The sequence below is a fragment of the Anaerobutyricum soehngenii genome, from assembly GCF_009697165.1.
Taxonomy (GTDB): domain Bacteria; phylum Bacillota; class Clostridia; order Lachnospirales; family Lachnospiraceae; genus Anaerobutyricum; species Anaerobutyricum soehngenii.
Map to the genome: position 1 here is coordinate 1 of NZ_VULP01000018.1, position 17189 is coordinate 17189.

Below are 17189 nucleotides of genomic sequence, written 5' to 3' on the forward strand. Positions count from 1 at the left end.
ATAGCTTTATAGATGATTTGTTGCCATGGTCAGAATCAATACCAGATATATGCAAGATGGAGAATAAAAAAGAGCGCTGAGAAATCAGTGTCTTTTTTATTTAGGGTACTCATGTTTTACCGTATACAATTAATCCGATATTTGAGCTAGCTGAGAAAGAAAGATGCAGCCTTTTTCATCAAAGTCAAACATTTATCAAAATATATAATTCTCGTGATGAACTGGTATACAAAGAAGCCGCTACACAATATAAAGGCGAGAACATATGGAATATAGGTTCAAAAACTTTAACAAGTGGCACTTATTATGTAAAGATAGTTAATAACAGACAGGCTTATCATCCAGCAACATTTATGTTTAACTTAAACGGTCATGATTGGATCCCTGCGAATGGAATTACCTGTTCATCAAGTGCGATTCAGCTTTCCGATATAGGGAAGAAAAAGGTGATCGCACAGACCGTACCGGCGAATTCCGATGATAAGATTGTTTCGGTATATGACCATCTTACTGGAAAGACATGGAACTGGTATAATTCAAATAAAGTTGATTATGATGGAATTCCATCTACCGCTACTGCACCGGGTAAACATAAATGGATCACTTTTAAGACAACAAATGGAAAGACATTTACAACTTATGTGATCAGTCCAGCAGAGAAATTGAAAAAGCCACGTGTGGCTACTGGTTATAATTCTGCAAAGTTCTGGGTAGATTATCCGAATAAGCTGCAGACTTCTGTAAGAATTCAGGTTTTAAAGAAGGGTAAATGGACAACAGCAAAGACGTTAGGATACTTCTCTTGTGGTAACAGTAATCCGGTGACAATCAAAGGATTAAAGCCTCTGACGAATTACAAGTTCCGCGTACAGGCTTATGCAAATGGTATGACAGGAACGCCATCCGATGTCGTAACAATGAAGACCGGTTCTAAGAAGAAACCGGCTATCAAGTCCATAAAAATTGTACAGAGGAAAAAGGTAACGGTTAAGGGCTGGTGGCGCAAGCACTGGATTGGCGGACGCATTTCACGTTATGAATGGGTACCACCGTATACCTATACGAAGTATAAAGTAAAAGTAACCTTAAAGAAAAAAGTACCGAAAATCGGCGGTATGTGGGTTGCTACTAATTGGGTAAAAGGAAGTAAAAAGAGTTATACCGTATGGGTTCCTAACGGAGCACAGAAAGGGAAAAAGCTGACGATCAGAATCAGTACAGCATTAGGTAAAGGATATGGTAATGGTCCGGAAGTGAAAAAAGTAATAAGAGCAAAGTAACTTTTTTTGGAACTGCCTTTTCCATTCCCCTACCAAAAGGAAAAGGCGGATAAAGTAACTTTCCCTATAAAAGGGTCGAGGGGGCTGTTGCAAAAACAGCCCCTAACCCTATGTCAGGAATCTATATTTAGAGATAGAAAATCGCATGTGAAAATTTATGAAGATGCGTGGCCCTATGTATAAAATCGCAGATGTCTTGCGTTTTGCTATGCCACTTTCGAACGTTTTATAAAAATGCCATTCGCGCCAAAACTCGCTAAAGCTCAAACAAGGCGCTCGGTGGCGGGTTCGTTCTCAAGTGTCATAACGCAAAACCTGCAAAGCATCTGCTTTTTTTATATCATAGGTACCGCGCATCTTCATAAATTTTTGCATGCGATTATCTGTATCTTATGAGAATTCCTGCCAATGATGCCACACCCAATGCCGGGGGCTGTTTTTGCATTTGTAGGTTGAGTATACCATTAGAAAATCGCATATAAATTTATGAATAAATGTGGATCTATGTATGAAAGCGCAGATATCTTGCGTTTTGTTATGCCACACCCAATGCCGGGGGCTGTTTTTTGCATTTTTTGCTATGTATGGCATATTTTTTTCTTGGAAAATATGATATAATTTAAAAATGTGACACATAACGCTTATGATACCAGATTGTTACATGCTTTGCGCTCTTGCAAGCAAGCTTGCATCGGCTTTCTGACTTTTTGACTCTGGTATCCTATAACTGGACTATGAATAAAGGGGTGAATAGAGGATGACACTTGCAGATTTTCTTATAATGGCAGCAGTCATTGTTGCAGCGTGTCTTGTATACAATTTTGTTAAGGCATATACTAAGAAAAAGTAGGAGTAAACAAAGCAAATAAGAGGGAAAGAGAGAAAAATATCATGAAAAAGAACATGAAAAGAATGATGGGCTGGATTTTTACAGCGGTATTAATCTGCTGTATCGGATTTACAACAAAGGGCGTGACTGCAGACGCAGCGATTGTTTCCGGTGGTAAGAAGAATTACAGCTATAGCGAATTGCAGAAAGATTTACAGCAGCTTAAGAAAAAGTATAAGAATCGCTGTCAGGTGAATGTGATCGGAAAGAGTGAAGATAAGAGAAATCTTTATGAAGTCGTAATCGGTAATCCTGATGCAAAGAAGCATCTTCTTGTTATGGGTAACCTTCATGCAAGAGAGCATATGACAGTGCAGCTTTGTATGAAGCAGATTGAATATTATTTAAGTAATTACAATAAAAAGATAAGCGGTAAGCAGGTTTCTGCTACATTGGATAAAGTGGCAATTCACTATGTACCATCCTGTAATCCGGACGGAACAGCGATTAGCCAGCGTGGATTTAATGCAATCCGTAATAAAAAGCTTCGTTCAGCTCTTAGAAAGATGGGAGGCAGCTCCAGTAGATGGAAAGCGAATGCAAGAGGTGTAGATTTAAACCGTAACTGGAACGTAGCATTTAAGACATCCGGAAGAAAAGGAAGCTCAGGATACTGTGGACCAAAGGCAGAAAGTGAGAGCGAGACAAGAGCGTTAGTAAACTGGTCAAATAGAATTCAGAAACAGGGCAAGATTGTCGGTATTGTAAGCTACCACTCCACAGGCTCCATTATTTACGGTAAGTCAACCAGCCGCGCACCAAAAGCAGTAAGAAATGCAACGACAAGAATGTACCAGACTGCAAAAAGCCTTACAGGTTACCAGCTTGTACAGCATGAAAGCTACGCACTTCCACATGGATACTCCAGAACATATTACCTTTATAAGAAAAAGATTCCATTCATTACAGTAGAAGTTGGAAGAGGAGCAGCACCATTAGGCGGAGGCGAATTCGGCTCTATCTGGGCAAAAAATAAAAACGTCGTAATCAGAGAAGCACAGCTGTTTCAGTAAAGATAACAGCTAAAAAACAGGAGAAAGCGTATAAGAGAGTTCTTATTAAAAGGCAAAAGCCAACAGCCAAAAAACAGGAAAGAGAGCAAATCTTAATATAGAAAAAGCGCATTAGAGCAAAAAAAGATGGCATCCAAGCCATCTTTTTTTGTGAAACTAAGCTTTTTCTATATTAAGATTTGCTCTCTTTCCGTCTTTTTCTGTCGCTTTGTCCCTTAATAACTCTTATACGGTTTCTCCATCAACTTCACTGTTTCATAAAGCAGCATTGTTGCGGCTCCGGTTCCGCCCTTAGAGTAAATCTCTTTGTCTTCGTCTGATTCAGATGTTCCGGCGATATCAAGATGTACCCAAGGTTTCTTTTCTACGAATTCGCCTAAGAATCTTGCGGCAGCGGTTGCACCACACTTCTTACCGCAGTTTGCGATATCAGCTACGGTGGATGCGTTTAAGTTATCATATTCTTCATCACCCATAGGGAGTCTCCAGATATTCTCTCCTGCAAGGATGGATGCCTGAACGATCTTAGCCATGAGTTCATCGCTGTTACTGAATGCGCCGGTGTAGCGGTCACCGAGGGCAACAACGCATGCGCCGGTTAAGGTTGCTACATCAATTAATGTTGTAGCGCCACATTCGCGGATCGCGTAAGTGATGGCATCGATAAGAGCCATACGGCCTTCTGCATCTGTATTAACAACTTCGATGTACTTACCGTTCATAGACTTAACGATATCACCCGGCTTCATAGACTTGCCGGAAATCATATTCTCGCAGGCGGGGATGACAGCAGTTACGTTAATGCCGAGCTTCGCTTCTGCGATCGCGCCCATTGCAGCGATTACTGCGGCTGCGCCGCCCATGTCACCATGCATACCTTTCATGGCAGTGCCAGGCTTTAAGTTATATCCGCCGGAGTCAAAGCAGAGTCCTTTACCGATTAAGGCAATCTTTTCATCATCAGTAACACGTCCGTTATATTCCATAACGATGAACTTCGCAGACTGTTTTGAACCGCGGGCAACGGCGAGGTAAGAATTCATACCGAGTGCTTCGCAGTCCTGCTTCTCAAGGATGGTGCACTTGATATTGTTCTTTTCGCAGACTTCTTTTGCTTTAGCGGCAAGAGCAGCCGGTGTCATAACGTTCGCTGGTTCATTCACCAGATCACGAGCGGTTGTAACAGCCTTCGCCATCATTCTTGTGTACTGCTCTTCTTTCTTAAAGGATGCAGAATCAATTCCTGTCAGGATTCCAAGATGAAGTTCAGAGGCTTCTGGCTTGTCAGAAATGTACTTATCGAAGGAATAGTCTGCAAGGAGAAGTCCCTTCATAGCGGAACTTAACCAGTAGGAAACATCCTCACCGATCGCAGTCATAAGAAGGTTCTTACCATGGAAACGCTTCGCTTCCTTCATAGCCTGACCAAACTGTAACTGAAATCTTCTTGGAGTTGCCTTCTCAGGGATACCGATAAAGATTAGATTATAGTAAGGCTGGCCCTGATAGGAGAAGTCCTTTCCTCGAAGTCCGTATACCTTGCTTCCGCCAACAAGACCGTCAGCCTGAAGACTTTCAAAAATTTCGCTGACCTTTCCAAGTTCGATACTCAGGCGGTTTTTATGATTATACGTAACGAGCAATGTATCAAATTCGTAGTCCTCCAGATCTACGAGACGTTGTATTTGCATAAATGATACGCTCCTTTCTAAAAAATTTTTAAATGATAAATTATAATAGCAGTAAATATTTATCCTGTAGAAAAATCCGGCAAAATCGAAATGAGGTATTCCAAATGCCGCAATGAAAACTACATTCTAAATAAGTACCAGTCGCACTAAAACAGGGGAAAAGTGCATACTAACCCCTTATATAAATAAAGTTATTTATAGTATAGCACAGTCAAATATTTTAAAACAGAAAAAACTTGTACATATTACATAAAATTTTGGTGCTAAGGTACAGTGTTTTTGCGTAAACTACTTATAAGCAGGGTAAAATATTGTCAGAATAGATTTCGGACAGTGCAATACATCACGTTAATTTGACAAAGTATCTCTTTTTCAGTATAATAATTAACATAGATAACTAACATTGTTAATTAAGAAAGAGATGGTGATAGAATGAATGAATATTCAATGATGACACAGGAACTGCAGGATCTGGCCGCGCTTTCTATGGAACATGGGCAGATTCCTTCAGGTCTGTATGACCAGTACCATGTGTTACGTGGCCTTCGTGATGTGAATGGTAAGGGTGTGCTGGCAGGACTTACGGATATCTCCACCATCACCTCTTCCAAAGAAGTTGATGGAAAGATGGTTCCCTGCGATGGAGAGCTGCGATACCGCGGTTACGATATCCACGATCTTGTAGACGGTTTTGTAGCAGAGCAGAGATTTGGTTATGAAGAAGTCGCGTATCTCCTTATTTTTGGACGTTTGCCAGAAGAGGAAGAACTGAAAGAATTTCAGAAGCTTCTTGGAAGTTATCGTACATTACCAACGAACTTTGTACGTGACGTTATTATGAAGGCACCGGGTAAGGACATGATGAACACTTTACAAAGAGGCGTACTCACTTTATACGGATACGATGACATGGCAGATGATATTTCCATACCGAACGTACTCCGTCAGTGCCTCCAGCTTACAAGTACCGTACCGCTGCTCGCAGTTTATGGCTATCAGGCATATAACCACTATGTAGAAGGTAAGAGCTTTTATATTCATTCACCGAAACCGGAACTATCTACCGCAGAGAATATCCTGCGTATGCTGCGTCCGAATAAGAAGTATACACCATTAGAGGCGAGAGTTTTAGATGTCGCACTCGTACTTCATATGGACCATGGCGGTGGTAATAACTCCACATTTACAAACCACGTAGTAACATCATCAGGAACCGACACGTACTCAGCGATGGCAGCATCCCTAGGCTCTCTTAAGGGACCGAAACATGGTGGAGCTAACATCAAGGTTGTACATATGTTTGACGAGATGAAGCAGACAGTAAAAGACTGGGAAGACGAAGACGAGATCAAGAACTATCTTCTGAAGCTCCTTAATAAAGAAGCATTTGACCATAGTGGTTTAATCTATGGAATGGGACATGCCGTATATTCTATCTCTGATCCAAGAGCAAGAATCTTTAAGGGATTCCTTGATAAACTTGCAAGAGAGAAAGGATACAATGAAGAATTTGAATTCTACAACAGAGTAGAAAGACTTGCCGTAGAGACCATTCAGGAAAAGCGCCGCATTTACAAAGGCGTAAGCGCCAACATTGACTTTTACAGCGGCTTAATGTATCGTATCTTAGGACTGCCGGATCAGCTGTTTACCCCGATGTTCGCCGTTGCCCGTATGGTCGGCTGGAGCGCACACCGCTTAGAAGAGCTGATGAACTGCGACAAGATCATCCGTCCGGCATACCAGAGCATAGCCATGGATAAAGAATACGTTCCGATGAAGGACAGGATCGTTATAGCAAAGTAAATGGTTGTATTTCAGTATATGAAAAAAATATAAGTATTTTTTGGAGGAAATATGGAAACGAAAGACACAGGCAGTTCTGACTGGCCAGAAGACGAACCTCAGACAGAACAGAAGGTGACTTTAGAAGATTATCAACAGTTAATCATTCAGATGAGAAGGGCGAATGTTCATTTTCAACAGCTGTGTAACATCCCGTCAGGCGAGCTGACGATGTTACTTACTCTGCGGCGGCTTCTGCTAGTCAAAACATTTGTCATTCCATCCGATATCGGAGATGCGCTGAAGCTGTCAAGACCAGCCGTATCCCGAATGCTTCATAACCTGGAACGGAAAGGGTATCTGGAAATGAAAAGCAGTGAAGAAGATCACCGCTACGTAAAAGTACAGTTTACCCAGGCAGGGAAGAAGCTTATTACCGAAGAGCTGGAGAAGTGTGGAACGCTCTTAGAGAGGGTCAAAGAGCGTATGGGGGAAAAGGATATGAATCGGTTTCTTTACTACTATAGCGAATTCTGCAGCGTTCTGATAGATGAGATATTTTAAGAAACAAACGAAACAGACGAAAACAGGAAATCCATTGTTAGTCTCTGCTCTGTATCACTGCAGTCAATATGCTCAATCGCATCTTGACTTTGCTCTAAAGCCGCAGAGACTAGCAATGGATTTCCTGTTTTCTGGTTAGTTTCTGTCATTGGTGATATTCGTTTGCCTAATGGAGCAGCAATTACTTGTTAGTCCTCCTGAAAGCGAAAAAACGTCGTGATATTTTTTGTTGTGATGTTGGATTTCAGGACCAAAAGTAATGGTGAAATTTCTCCCAAATAAGCCAAAGACAGAAACTAGACAATGCAAATAAAAGATTGGATTTCGGATTGCTTGAAAGAAAAATAAAGAAGGAATGGTTTCTCATTTGAATTTTGTGACTTTGCGCTATGGAATTTTGACTCTAAAAACTTCGGACTCGTTTTTCCGAAGTTTTTGCTTTTTGAGGCAAAATGAAATGTTTAGCGCAACGGAACAAAATCAAATGAGAAACCATTCCTTCTTTTTCTATTATCTTCGAGGCAATCCGAACAGAAGAATTCTTGTTTTGTCTTTGCGATGATGCTTTCTAAAATTCTTCGAGTTTCTTTAAAAGTGCCATCTCGCCTGAGACTTTATATTTTGCGCAGAAGCGGCACAGTGCGAACAGGGTGTCTCCTAACTTTTCGGAAAGTTCTTCATCGCTGCTGAACTTCTTTTCAGGGTCTTCGCCGGCGGTGCCGAGCTGCAGATTGATGACGGAAGTGAGAAGATCTTTGAATACATCTTCATCGTTGGTGGAAAGTACACCGGCAGAGGCAGCCTTTTTCGCTACCTTTTCACCGCGGATGAGGGCAGGGAAGCTTTCTGGGATAAGGGCGATGTCCTCTTTTAAAGAGGTCTGTCTATGACCTTCTTCCTGTGCCTTTAACTTCTCCCAGTCAGCCTGCTGTTGTTCTACGCTATCGTAATGACGGCCGGCAAATACATGTGGATGACGGTGAATCATCTTGCGTGCGATGCCGTCAATCACATCTTCGATGGCAAATTCACCGTTATCTTCGGCAACCTGTGACTGTAAAAGCACCTGGAAAAGAAGGTCGCCAAGTTCTTCTTTTAAGTTGGTGCAGTCTCCGGTCTTAGTCAGGTTAGATACAGCCTGATTCACTTCGTAGGCTTCTTCTAACGTGTATAATTTAAGCGATTCGTGTGTCTGTGACTTATCCCATGGGCAGCCATTCTCTCCACGAAGTGTTGCCACGATTGCCTGTAATTCCTGAAAATTAAACTTTTTATCCATAGTATGCCCCTCCTCCGGGCAAAATAGGCAATTCTTAAATATGCAAAAGAATAGAAAAGCCTATTGTAAAAATATGTTATTTGCTATATTATATCAATAAGTCACGAAAAAATCTACATTAACTATGTAAAAAGAAAGAAGGAAGGATTGATGAACAACTTTGGACGGACGGTACTGGCATTGGGGCTGGGTACAGTCATGACATTTACGAATCCGGAGTGCTTTTTTCAAGCAGAGTCAGAGCCGACGATGGTTTATGCGGCAGAGAAAGCCGCCGTACAGGGCAGGAAGCTGACGGTGCAGAGTAGATCTAGTATATCTGTAAGAGTATCTGCCGATTGTTTAGGAAAAAGTGAGAGTACGATAGAAGTGACGACAAAGAAGGAAGAAGGTACAAAGGCTTCTTCCGAGAAGAATACCGAAGGCAGCAGCACCGGAAAGGATGAATCGCAGACGAATCATACGACAGAAAGTACGCATACTACGTCGGGAAGCGGTACATCAAGTGGTACGGAAGGAAGTTCAGGATCAGGCAGTCAGACATCCGGAGGAAATTCTACATCAGGTAGTTCTACATCAGAAAGTTCAGGATCAGGAAGCAGTACGTCAGGCAGTTCGGCATCTGAGAATGGTACATCGGGCAGCAGTTCTTCAAACGGTGTTTCACATCAGACAGAGCAGACCGGCAGTTTGGCATCTGGATCAGATGGACAGGCAGATAGTGATAAGAATACGACACAGGATAAGAATTCTGATCATTTAGAGGATGACCGTACGAAGGGGAATACAGATAACACCGCACAGAATAACAAGATTTCTACAAGAAAAGATATGGAGATCAGGACAAAGAGTGCGGTTAAGAACATCAAGGAGGAGATCGCAGAGGAAGATGCACCGGATGGAAGCGATACGGTCAATACATTTATTCCGAAAGTATATAACGATACCCGTCTTTCGATGAAGAATCATAAAGAGTATATAGCCGGTTATATTTATTTTAATCAGGGAGATAGCGCATGGAATCAGAATGGGTACTGTATTGCAAAGGCAGGCTGTGGACCGACTTCCATGGCAGTTGTCATTACATCGCTTACCGGTAAGTGGGTTACTCCGCTTGATACAGCCATCTGGGGATACCAGCATGGATTTTATTCAAGAGAAGGCTCTGCTCACGAGATGATACCGGCGATGGCGGCGGCATATGGGCTTCGCTGTCAGGGAGTAGGAACAGACTATCAGTCGATTAAGAAGGCGCTTAAGGCAGGTAAGCCGGTCGTATGCCTTATGGGACCGGGGTATTTTACAAGAGGCGGTCACTTTATGGTCCTCGTTGCGATTGATAACAATGACTGTGTTACGGTTGCCGATGTAGGAAGCAGAACACGTTCCGCTTACAAGTATCGGCTGGCAGATGTTATTGCACAGTCAAAGGGAGCAAGTGCCGGTGGTCCTTTCTGGGTAATGTCTTACGATAAGGGAAGCAGTGCAGCCCGGAGAAAGAAGGCGATTAAGAATTATACGCAGGAAGACATGGAAGAAGACTTTGCAGATGCTTCGTATATGAAGGTGACAGGAGAACTTCCTGAATTATTAAAGAAAGAGAAGAAGGAAGTATCTGTTAAGAAGGTTGTGTCCATTCTTAAGATGTCCACAGGAGGAAGTCTTCTTAATACACTTAGGATGAATGATACCGGTTCTTCTTTTTCACCGGTAAGCCGGAGCAGCCAGCTCGTTTCGATCACAGCGAAGGCAAAAGATACAAAAGGTGCAAAGGGTGCAAAAGAAGCAGGTAATGCGGAAGACTTAAAGAAGTCACAGGATCAGGCACTTACGTTAAAGCAGGATATTGCCCGAAGACAGTGGGAGAAGAAGATTCCTTTATCGAAGCTGGAATGTTATTTAAAAGGAACAATAGAAAAGAATGCATTTACTAAATAAAGTTAGTACAGGAGCTTGAAAATCATAAGAGAAAGAAACCGATAAGAGTTATGAGAAAGATTAATTACAGAATTACAGTGAATATTACGCAGAAGACGATGAAGCTCGGATTCCGCGCCAAGATGCCGGAGGAGATGGAGGGAAAGCGCATACGTGTACAGGCAGTATTTACGCAAAGACAGGTAGAACGCCGTTTTCCGATGGAAGTAGTGATTGAAGAGGGCGAAGTGGGCGAACAGATCCGCGCCGATGCAGAGATTCTTCTGCCATATGTATTTTACAGTCCGCCACGCCATAAGGTGAATGTTGTGTTTGCGCTCTGGTGCGGAGCAGAAGAGATCAGCCTTGATGACCAGCCATTTCCGGTACAGAAGGAGCTTTTTGCAAGGGCAGAGATCGTGCGTAAGAGGAATCTGCTTAAGTTTGCAGGATGTTCTCTCGGCCTGCCATTTTTGCTCGTAAGAGATTATTTTAAAGAAGGAAAGAACTTTATCAAGGCGGCGAAGCGGGCGAATGAGACAGTGTATCGTATCAGTGGATATAATTACAGTGCACGTCAGCAGAATACCGACTATTTTGCTGCCAGATACCGTAAATACGTGGCAAAGAATAAGGTGAAGCCGAACCAGATTCTTTTTCTGTCGGAAAGAGAGCCGGAAGAGGGCGGGAATCTTATGCTTGTAAAGAAGTGGTTTGAGGAGAATGAACCGGGAGTAGAGATTACTACATTTATTAATACAAAGACGGTAGACCAGTTAAAGAAGAGAGAACTGCGGGAGTGTGCCTTAAAGTGCGCGACATCGGCAGTTATTATTCTAGAAGACTTTTATCCACAGCTTCACAGTATTCAGAAGAGGAATGAGACGAAGATCATCCAGTTATGGCATGCCTGCGGTGCCTTTAAGACGTTCGGACTTACCCGTATGGGGAAAAAGGGCGGTGCGCCGCAGACTTCCATGAATCACAGGAATTATGATCTCGTACCAGTAAGCAGCGATACCATAAGAGACATTTATGCGGAAGCATTTGGCATCTCATCAAGTAAGGTACAGGCGCTTGGCGTACCTCGTACAGACCGGCTTTTTGACTGGGAATACGAAGAAGAAAAGCGCAGGGAACTTTATGAGAAGTACCCGGCATTTAAGGACAATCGTGTCATTTTGTTTGCGCCGACATTCCGAGGAGATGGGAATAAAGATGCACACTATCCACCGGAGGCATTTGACGTTAATCGCTTCATGGAACGACAGCCGGAAGATATGGTGCTTATCCTCAAGAATCATCCGTTTGTCAAGCAGAGCTTTTTTGTAGAAGAACGGTGGAAGGACAGAGTATTTGACCTTAGTACAAAGGAGCATATTAACGACCTTATGCTCATAAGCAACCTTCTTATCACAGACTACAGCTCAAGTGTATTTGAAGCAGCAATCTTAGAACTTCCGATGCTGTTTTATGCATTTGATGAGAAGGAATATATGGACAGCAGAGACTTTTACTTTGATTATGACCAGTTCACTCCGGGACCGGTTGTCGCAGAATTTGAAGCTTTATGTGAAAAGGCAGCCTCCATGCTTGAGAATATTGTGTCAGAAGTAGAACAATCAGACCTCGATAACTTCCGCAAAGTTTTCCTAAATATGGTTGATGGACACAGTACAGAACGCATTTGCAGAAAAATAAAAACCAACTATATAAATATTTAGTTAAATTTGCAAAGAAAGTTTGACAAATGGAAGGAAATAATATAAAATATTGGAAGCGAGATGATTTCGTAATGGGAATTTGCTATCATTTGCATAAGATTGACAACACTGGAAACGACATTATAAAGTCTGTAACGTGATATTCAAGAATGCCCCGGCATTCTTGCTGCGAGATGCGCGTCATGCAATGCATGACATATTTCTTCTGCGCATCTCTGCAATCCTGCCGGAGGCTATATCAGATGGGGATTGACTCCCCCACTGATACTGATTTGCTGCTCGCCATCTACAGAGGTGGGAGTCATCTCACATCTGATATAATAAGACATTTAACGAATGACAAGGGGATTTTAATATGAAAGGAATAGTATTAGCTGCCGGCAAAGGTACCAGACTGTACCCTATGACGAAGCCGGTTTGTAAACCATTATTACCAGTATATGACAAGCCATTAATTTATTATCCGATCGCTACTTTACTTCAGGCAGGGATCAAGGACATTCTCGTAATCATTCCACCGGGAGAAGAGAAGGAATTTGCGAATCTTCTTGGGGACGGAAGTGAGTTTGGAATTCATATCGAGTTTGCCGTACAGAAGGTTGCACGCGGAATCGCAGATGCTCTGATCATCGGGGAAGATTTTATTGGAGATGACTCCGTATGTCTCGTATTAGGAGATAACATTTTCCACTGCCATAATCTTGATGAGATTATGAAGGAAGCCATCAAGGATGACCATGGTGCGAAGGTATTCGGTTATTATGTAGATGACCCAAGACCATTCGGTGTAGTAGAGTTTGATGAGAACGGACATGCCGTATCCATCGAAGAGAAGCCGAAGAATCCGAAGTCGAACTACATCGTACCAGGATTATATTTCTATGATAATCAGGTAATCGACATCGCTAAAAATCTTGAGCCATCTGCCAGAGGTGAATATGAGATCACAGATGTTAACTTAGAATACTTAAGAAGAGGACAGTTAAAGGTTATCCCATTCGACAGAGGACTCACATGGATGGATGCCGGAACCGCAGACAGCATGTTAGAAGCGGCTGAGATCGTTAAGGCACTCCAGAAGTCCGGATGCTATGTAGGCTGCTTAGAAGAGCTTGCATGGAAAGAAGGATTTATATCTTTAGACAAGATCCACGAGATTGGAGAAAGTTTAAAGATGACCAATTATGGACAGTATTTACTTAAGTTAAAGTAAAGTTAAAGTAAGAACTCGTTAAAGAACGATTTTCAATTGCTGTAAGTGGGGGTATTTTGTTAACTGTAAAGTAAAAAGTTGCCATCGCATTTGCGAGATAGTCTCACTCTTAGAGACGGATAACAACTTTTTACAAGGGAAAGTACAAGAATTTCCATTATTATACTAGAATGAGAATATAACGGCGAAATGTAATAAGAACTTCAAAATAACAGTTTGCACGCCGTCTAACATTTTAAAAAAAACTTTCCATTTTTTAGTTGACAAATGAATCGCCCTATGATATACTACAGTCATCACAAAAACATTGCACAGGCAGCAGGTCATTAAAAAGTAAAATAATAAGAAGTAGACGCTGCGCCAGAGAGGAGAGTACGTTATGCAGAGTACTGGAATAGTAAGAAAGCTTGATTCATTAGGAAGAATTACATTACCAATGGAACTTCGTAAAAGTTTCGATATCGGTGAGAGAGAACCTTTAGAAATCTTCACAGAAGAAGATAAGATCATCATTAAGAAGTATAACCCTAGTGATATCTTTACAGGACAGTGTGAAGACCTCATTGAATATAGAGGTAAGAAGGTATCAAGAGATTCTATCCGCGAGCTTGCCAGAATCGCCGGATATAAGCTGACAGAAGAGTAATCTTCACAAGGACAGCTTACATCTACTGTAAGTTTTTTGTGTATACGAAAGATAAAGTGCCGTAAGCTAATCTACAGAACCAGTATAGTAGGGCATGGAATCAAAAGAAGCCCCCTTCTTTGTGAAAGCAGAGAAGGGGGCTTCTTTTGTAATTTTGACCAATTAAAATCCATGTTAACACTTTTGTTATACATTCTTATCCCGCCTGTAACCAAAGATAATACTTCTGTTATGGCAGTTTTCCTGTAAAAATATTAAAATAAAAGCATAGGAAATGTAAAGACATTCCTTACTATATCAGGAAGACGAGGAGGGATTCCCTATGAAGAAGAGATTAAGTACAATTTTAGCAGTAATGTTTATGGCAGTAATACTCATTCCATTTACACCGGTACAGGCAGCATCTACAGATGTAACCGGTAAGATGGCAGGGAATCGTGAGATTAAGAACATTAGCAAGATGATGACCGCATATACGACAGCGATGAACTTAAGCGAACAGTCCACCACCAGACCGGTAAAGATGAAGCTTAACGATAACGCCAAGTTATCCATCGCCGTATTTGTAAGATATAATTACAAAGGAGACTACAGCTACACAGCAAAGGAACTTCGTTCCGAGACAAAGAAGCTTTTTGGTAAGAGTGCTTCCGTTAATACCATCAGGAACAAGAAGAATAAGAATCATGCGATGTTAGTATGTAGCTCCAACAGCAAGTTCTACAAGGATCCGTATATGTACTGTGGCGGAGACTTCGGAGATACGATTCCAGATTATAAGATTACAAAGGTAACCCGTACCGGTAAGAATATCTACACCGTAACAACACAGAACCGTTTAGGATGCTACGGAGAGAAGGGCAGAACAAACATCGGCACAACAACACTGAAGCTGAAGAAGACAGCAGCAGGATATGTTGTAAAAGGAGTTCGCTATCAGTATAACGGGAAGTAATAAACCCTATTAAGTAAGTAAAATAAGAAATAAAACCTTATAAAATAAAGGAGACATATCAAAGCAGTTTAGCAGTTGCCAGATATGTCTTTTTTTATAGAATCTTTTTCGTCTTATAATTTTACAAAGTATACATTATATATATACAAACAGTAAAAAATGACAAGGAAATAACACAGATAAAGTAAAGTTTTAGTGGAAAATTGAAAATATAGTCCGACATGACCAAAAATAGCCAGATTAAAAGGTCGAAATTAGTCATATTTAAGAATACTACAAATAAGAAATATATGTTATACTTTACTCACTATAAAAAGGTATGTGGTTTTATTAAAAAAATCAGTACATCAGAATATTTTAATTTACATCTATAGTTCAACTCTGAATCATTTGTGTACTGTCTGTTAAGACACACCAAAAAAGTATGAAAACAGGATTATCACATAAGAAGAAGTATGGATTTTGCGGGGATAGAAGTTCATTTATAGGATAATCAGCACAAGAAAAATAAGATTGGGGAAAGTATATGTATAAGAAGAGTGTACAGGGCTGGTTGAAGCACCTGGATTTCATGATCCTGGACGTAGTCTGTCTTTGGATTTCTTTTACGCTTGCATTCGGTATGCGGCATGGGTCGCTGAATGTATTTGCGAATTCTTTATACCGTGATATGATGTGGAGCCTTGCTCTCATGGATATCGTGGTAATCTTTTTCTTCGATTCGTTGAAGAATGTATTAAAACGTGGTTTTTATCGCGAATTTACTATGACGGTCAAGCAGACCTGTCTCATCACCTTATGTTCCGTATTTTATTTATTTACATTTAAAGAGGCCGATAATTATTCGAGACTGGTGCTTACATACACAGCAGCATTATATTTACTGCTAAGCTATATTACCCGCAATATATGGAAGTATGCAATGCGTAAGTATCTGGGAGGAAGCGAAAGGCGATCCCTTCTTATCGTAACCGTATCCGAGATTGTCGATACGGTCATTGACAATATTAAGAATAAAAATTATTCAGATTATATTGTGACCGGCGTATGTATCCTTGATGATAAGGCAAAGGGACGAACGATTGACGGTGTTCCGGTTGTTGCAGACAAGGAAAATCTCGTTGAATATGTCTGTCGCGAGTGGGTAGATGAAGTCTTTCTTAATATTCCGGAAAGCGAACCTTATCCATCAGACCTTCTGGATAAATTCATTGAGATGGGTGTTGTCGTACATATGAAGCTTGCCAAGTCGCAGAACCTGCTCGGCAAGAAGCAGTTCGTCGAACGACTTGGAACTTACACCGTTCTCACAACAAGTATTAACAGCGTAAGCCGCCGCCAGATCGTCTTAAAGCGTATGCTCGACATCTTAGGAGGACTTGCAGGCTGCATTATCACCGGAATCCTCTGCATCTTTTTAGGACCTGCCATCTATATCCAGTCACCGGGACCGATTTTCTTTAAGCAGACCCGTGTCGGAAAGAACGGAAAGTTGTTCCAGATGTATAAGTTCCGAAGTATGTACATGGATGCCGAAGAACGCAAAGCCGAACTTATGAAAGAAAACCGTGTACAGGATGGTATGATGTTCAAGCTCAACTTTGACCCTCGAATCATCGGCAGCAAGAAGCTCCCCGACGGCACAATTAAAAAAGGTGTCGGTAACTTCATAAGAGATTGGAGTCTGGATGAATTCCCGCAGTTCCTTAATGTACTGAAAGGCGATATGTCCTTAGTCGGTACCCGCCCGCCAACAGTAGACGAATGGGATAAATACGAACTTCATCACCGCGCCCGCCTCGCAACCAAGCCGGGACTTACCGGAATGTGGCAGGTAAGCGGACGAAGCAACATCACAGACTTCGAAGAAGTCGTAAAACTCGATAAACAGTACATAAGCGAATGGACAATGGGACTTGACATCAAGATTCTATTTAAGACGGTACAGGTAGTATTTAAAAAAGAAGGGTCGATGTAGATTTAAAAGTAGGATGAAAAAGATTATATAATAGTATTTTTTTTAATACATATTTGTTCATTATAGGAAAATTGGGTTTGTGCCTTGACAATTAACCCATTATAGAGTATGCTAAAATGTGGGAAGAAAATTTGAATTTTACAGTAGTGTTAGGGTAAAGAGGTCTGTGGTAAAGCGGATTTTGTTGGGATTGTAGCACTAGTGAATGTGCGGCCAACGCAGTTTACTGAAGTAGGATTGTTGTAAAAGACCAGT

12 protein-coding genes are annotated in these 17189 nt (G+C 41.4%); 10 read left to right on the forward strand and 2 right to left on the reverse strand.

Going from position 1 to position 17189, the window contains the following annotated elements; all coding sequences use genetic code 11:
- The first annotated feature begins 353 nt into the window (after positions 1 to 353).
- Positions 354 to 1280: a fibronectin type III domain-containing protein gene (locus FYJ25_RS09150; RefSeq protein WP_154581127.1), complete on the forward strand. Its 927-nt coding sequence runs from the start codon at positions 354 to 356 to the stop codon at positions 1278 to 1280.
- An 891-nt stretch (positions 1281 to 2171) separates the two neighbouring features.
- Complete coding sequence (locus FYJ25_RS09155) at positions 2172 to 3182, forward strand: M14 family zinc carboxypeptidase (protein ID WP_154581128.1); 1011 nt, start codon at positions 2172 to 2174, stop codon at positions 3180 to 3182.
- Between the two features lie 215 nt (positions 3183 to 3397).
- On the opposite strand, the gene FYJ25_RS09160 is transcribed toward FYJ25_RS09155, so the two are convergent.
- A complete protein-coding gene (locus tag FYJ25_RS09160; RefSeq protein WP_154581129.1) occupies positions 3398 to 4873 on the reverse strand; it encodes a leucyl aminopeptidase in 1476 nt (491 codons plus the stop codon).
- 432 nt (positions 4874 to 5305) lie between these two features.
- Here FYJ25_RS09160 and FYJ25_RS09165 point away from each other — a divergent pair, with 432 nt between their 5' ends.
- Positions 5306 to 6679 (forward strand): citrate/2-methylcitrate synthase, encoded by a 1374-nt coding sequence (locus FYJ25_RS09165; RefSeq protein WP_154581130.1) that lies wholly within the window; start codon positions 5306 to 5308, stop codon positions 6677 to 6679.
- Between the two features lie 51 nt (positions 6680 to 6730).
- Positions 6731 to 7222 carry a MarR family winged helix-turn-helix transcriptional regulator gene (locus tag FYJ25_RS09170; RefSeq protein WP_154581131.1) on the forward strand — a complete coding sequence of 164 codons (492 nt, stop codon included), beginning with the start codon at positions 6731 to 6733 and terminating at the stop codon, positions 7220 to 7222.
- 568 nt (positions 7223 to 7790) lie between these two features.
- On the opposite strand, the gene FYJ25_RS09175 is transcribed toward FYJ25_RS09170, so the two are convergent.
- On the reverse strand, positions 7791 to 8501 hold the full coding sequence (locus FYJ25_RS09175) for a MazG family protein (RefSeq protein ID WP_096241363.1): 711 nt from the start codon (positions 8499 to 8501) through the stop codon (positions 7791 to 7793).
- A gap of 150 nt (positions 8502 to 8651) precedes the next feature.
- Here FYJ25_RS09175 and FYJ25_RS09180 point away from each other — a divergent pair, with 150 nt between their 5' ends.
- From FYJ25_RS09180 to FYJ25_RS09205, 6 genes are all read left to right on the forward strand, one after another.
- Positions 8652 to 10439 carry a C39 family peptidase gene (locus FYJ25_RS09180; protein ID WP_154581132.1) on the forward strand — a complete coding sequence of 596 codons (1788 nt, stop codon included), beginning with the start codon at positions 8652 to 8654 and terminating at the stop codon, positions 10437 to 10439.
- 50 nt (positions 10440 to 10489) lie between these two features.
- Positions 10490 to 12142, forward strand: coding sequence for a CDP-glycerol glycerophosphotransferase family protein (locus FYJ25_RS09185; RefSeq protein WP_154581133.1), 1653 nt, complete (start codon positions 10490 to 10492; stop codon positions 12140 to 12142).
- A 355-nt stretch (positions 12143 to 12497) separates the two neighbouring features.
- Positions 12498 to 13355, forward strand: coding sequence for a glucose-1-phosphate thymidylyltransferase RfbA (rfbA, locus tag FYJ25_RS09190; RefSeq protein WP_096241360.1), 858 nt, complete (start codon positions 12498 to 12500; stop codon positions 13353 to 13355).
- 379 nt (positions 13356 to 13734) lie between these two features.
- Positions 13735 to 14001, forward strand: coding sequence for an AbrB/MazE/SpoVT family DNA-binding domain-containing protein (locus FYJ25_RS09195; protein WP_021906781.1), 267 nt, complete (start codon positions 13735 to 13737; stop codon positions 13999 to 14001).
- Between the two features lie 322 nt (positions 14002 to 14323).
- Positions 14324 to 14956: a hypothetical protein gene (locus FYJ25_RS09200; protein WP_154581134.1), complete on the forward strand. Its 633-nt coding sequence runs from the start codon at positions 14324 to 14326 to the stop codon at positions 14954 to 14956.
- Positions 14957 to 15482: 526 nt separating this feature from the next.
- Positions 15483 to 16934: a sugar transferase gene (locus FYJ25_RS09205; RefSeq protein WP_154581135.1), complete on the forward strand. Its 1452-nt coding sequence runs from the start codon at positions 15483 to 15485 to the stop codon at positions 16932 to 16934.
- The last annotated feature ends 255 nt before the right edge of the window (positions 16935 to 17189 follow it).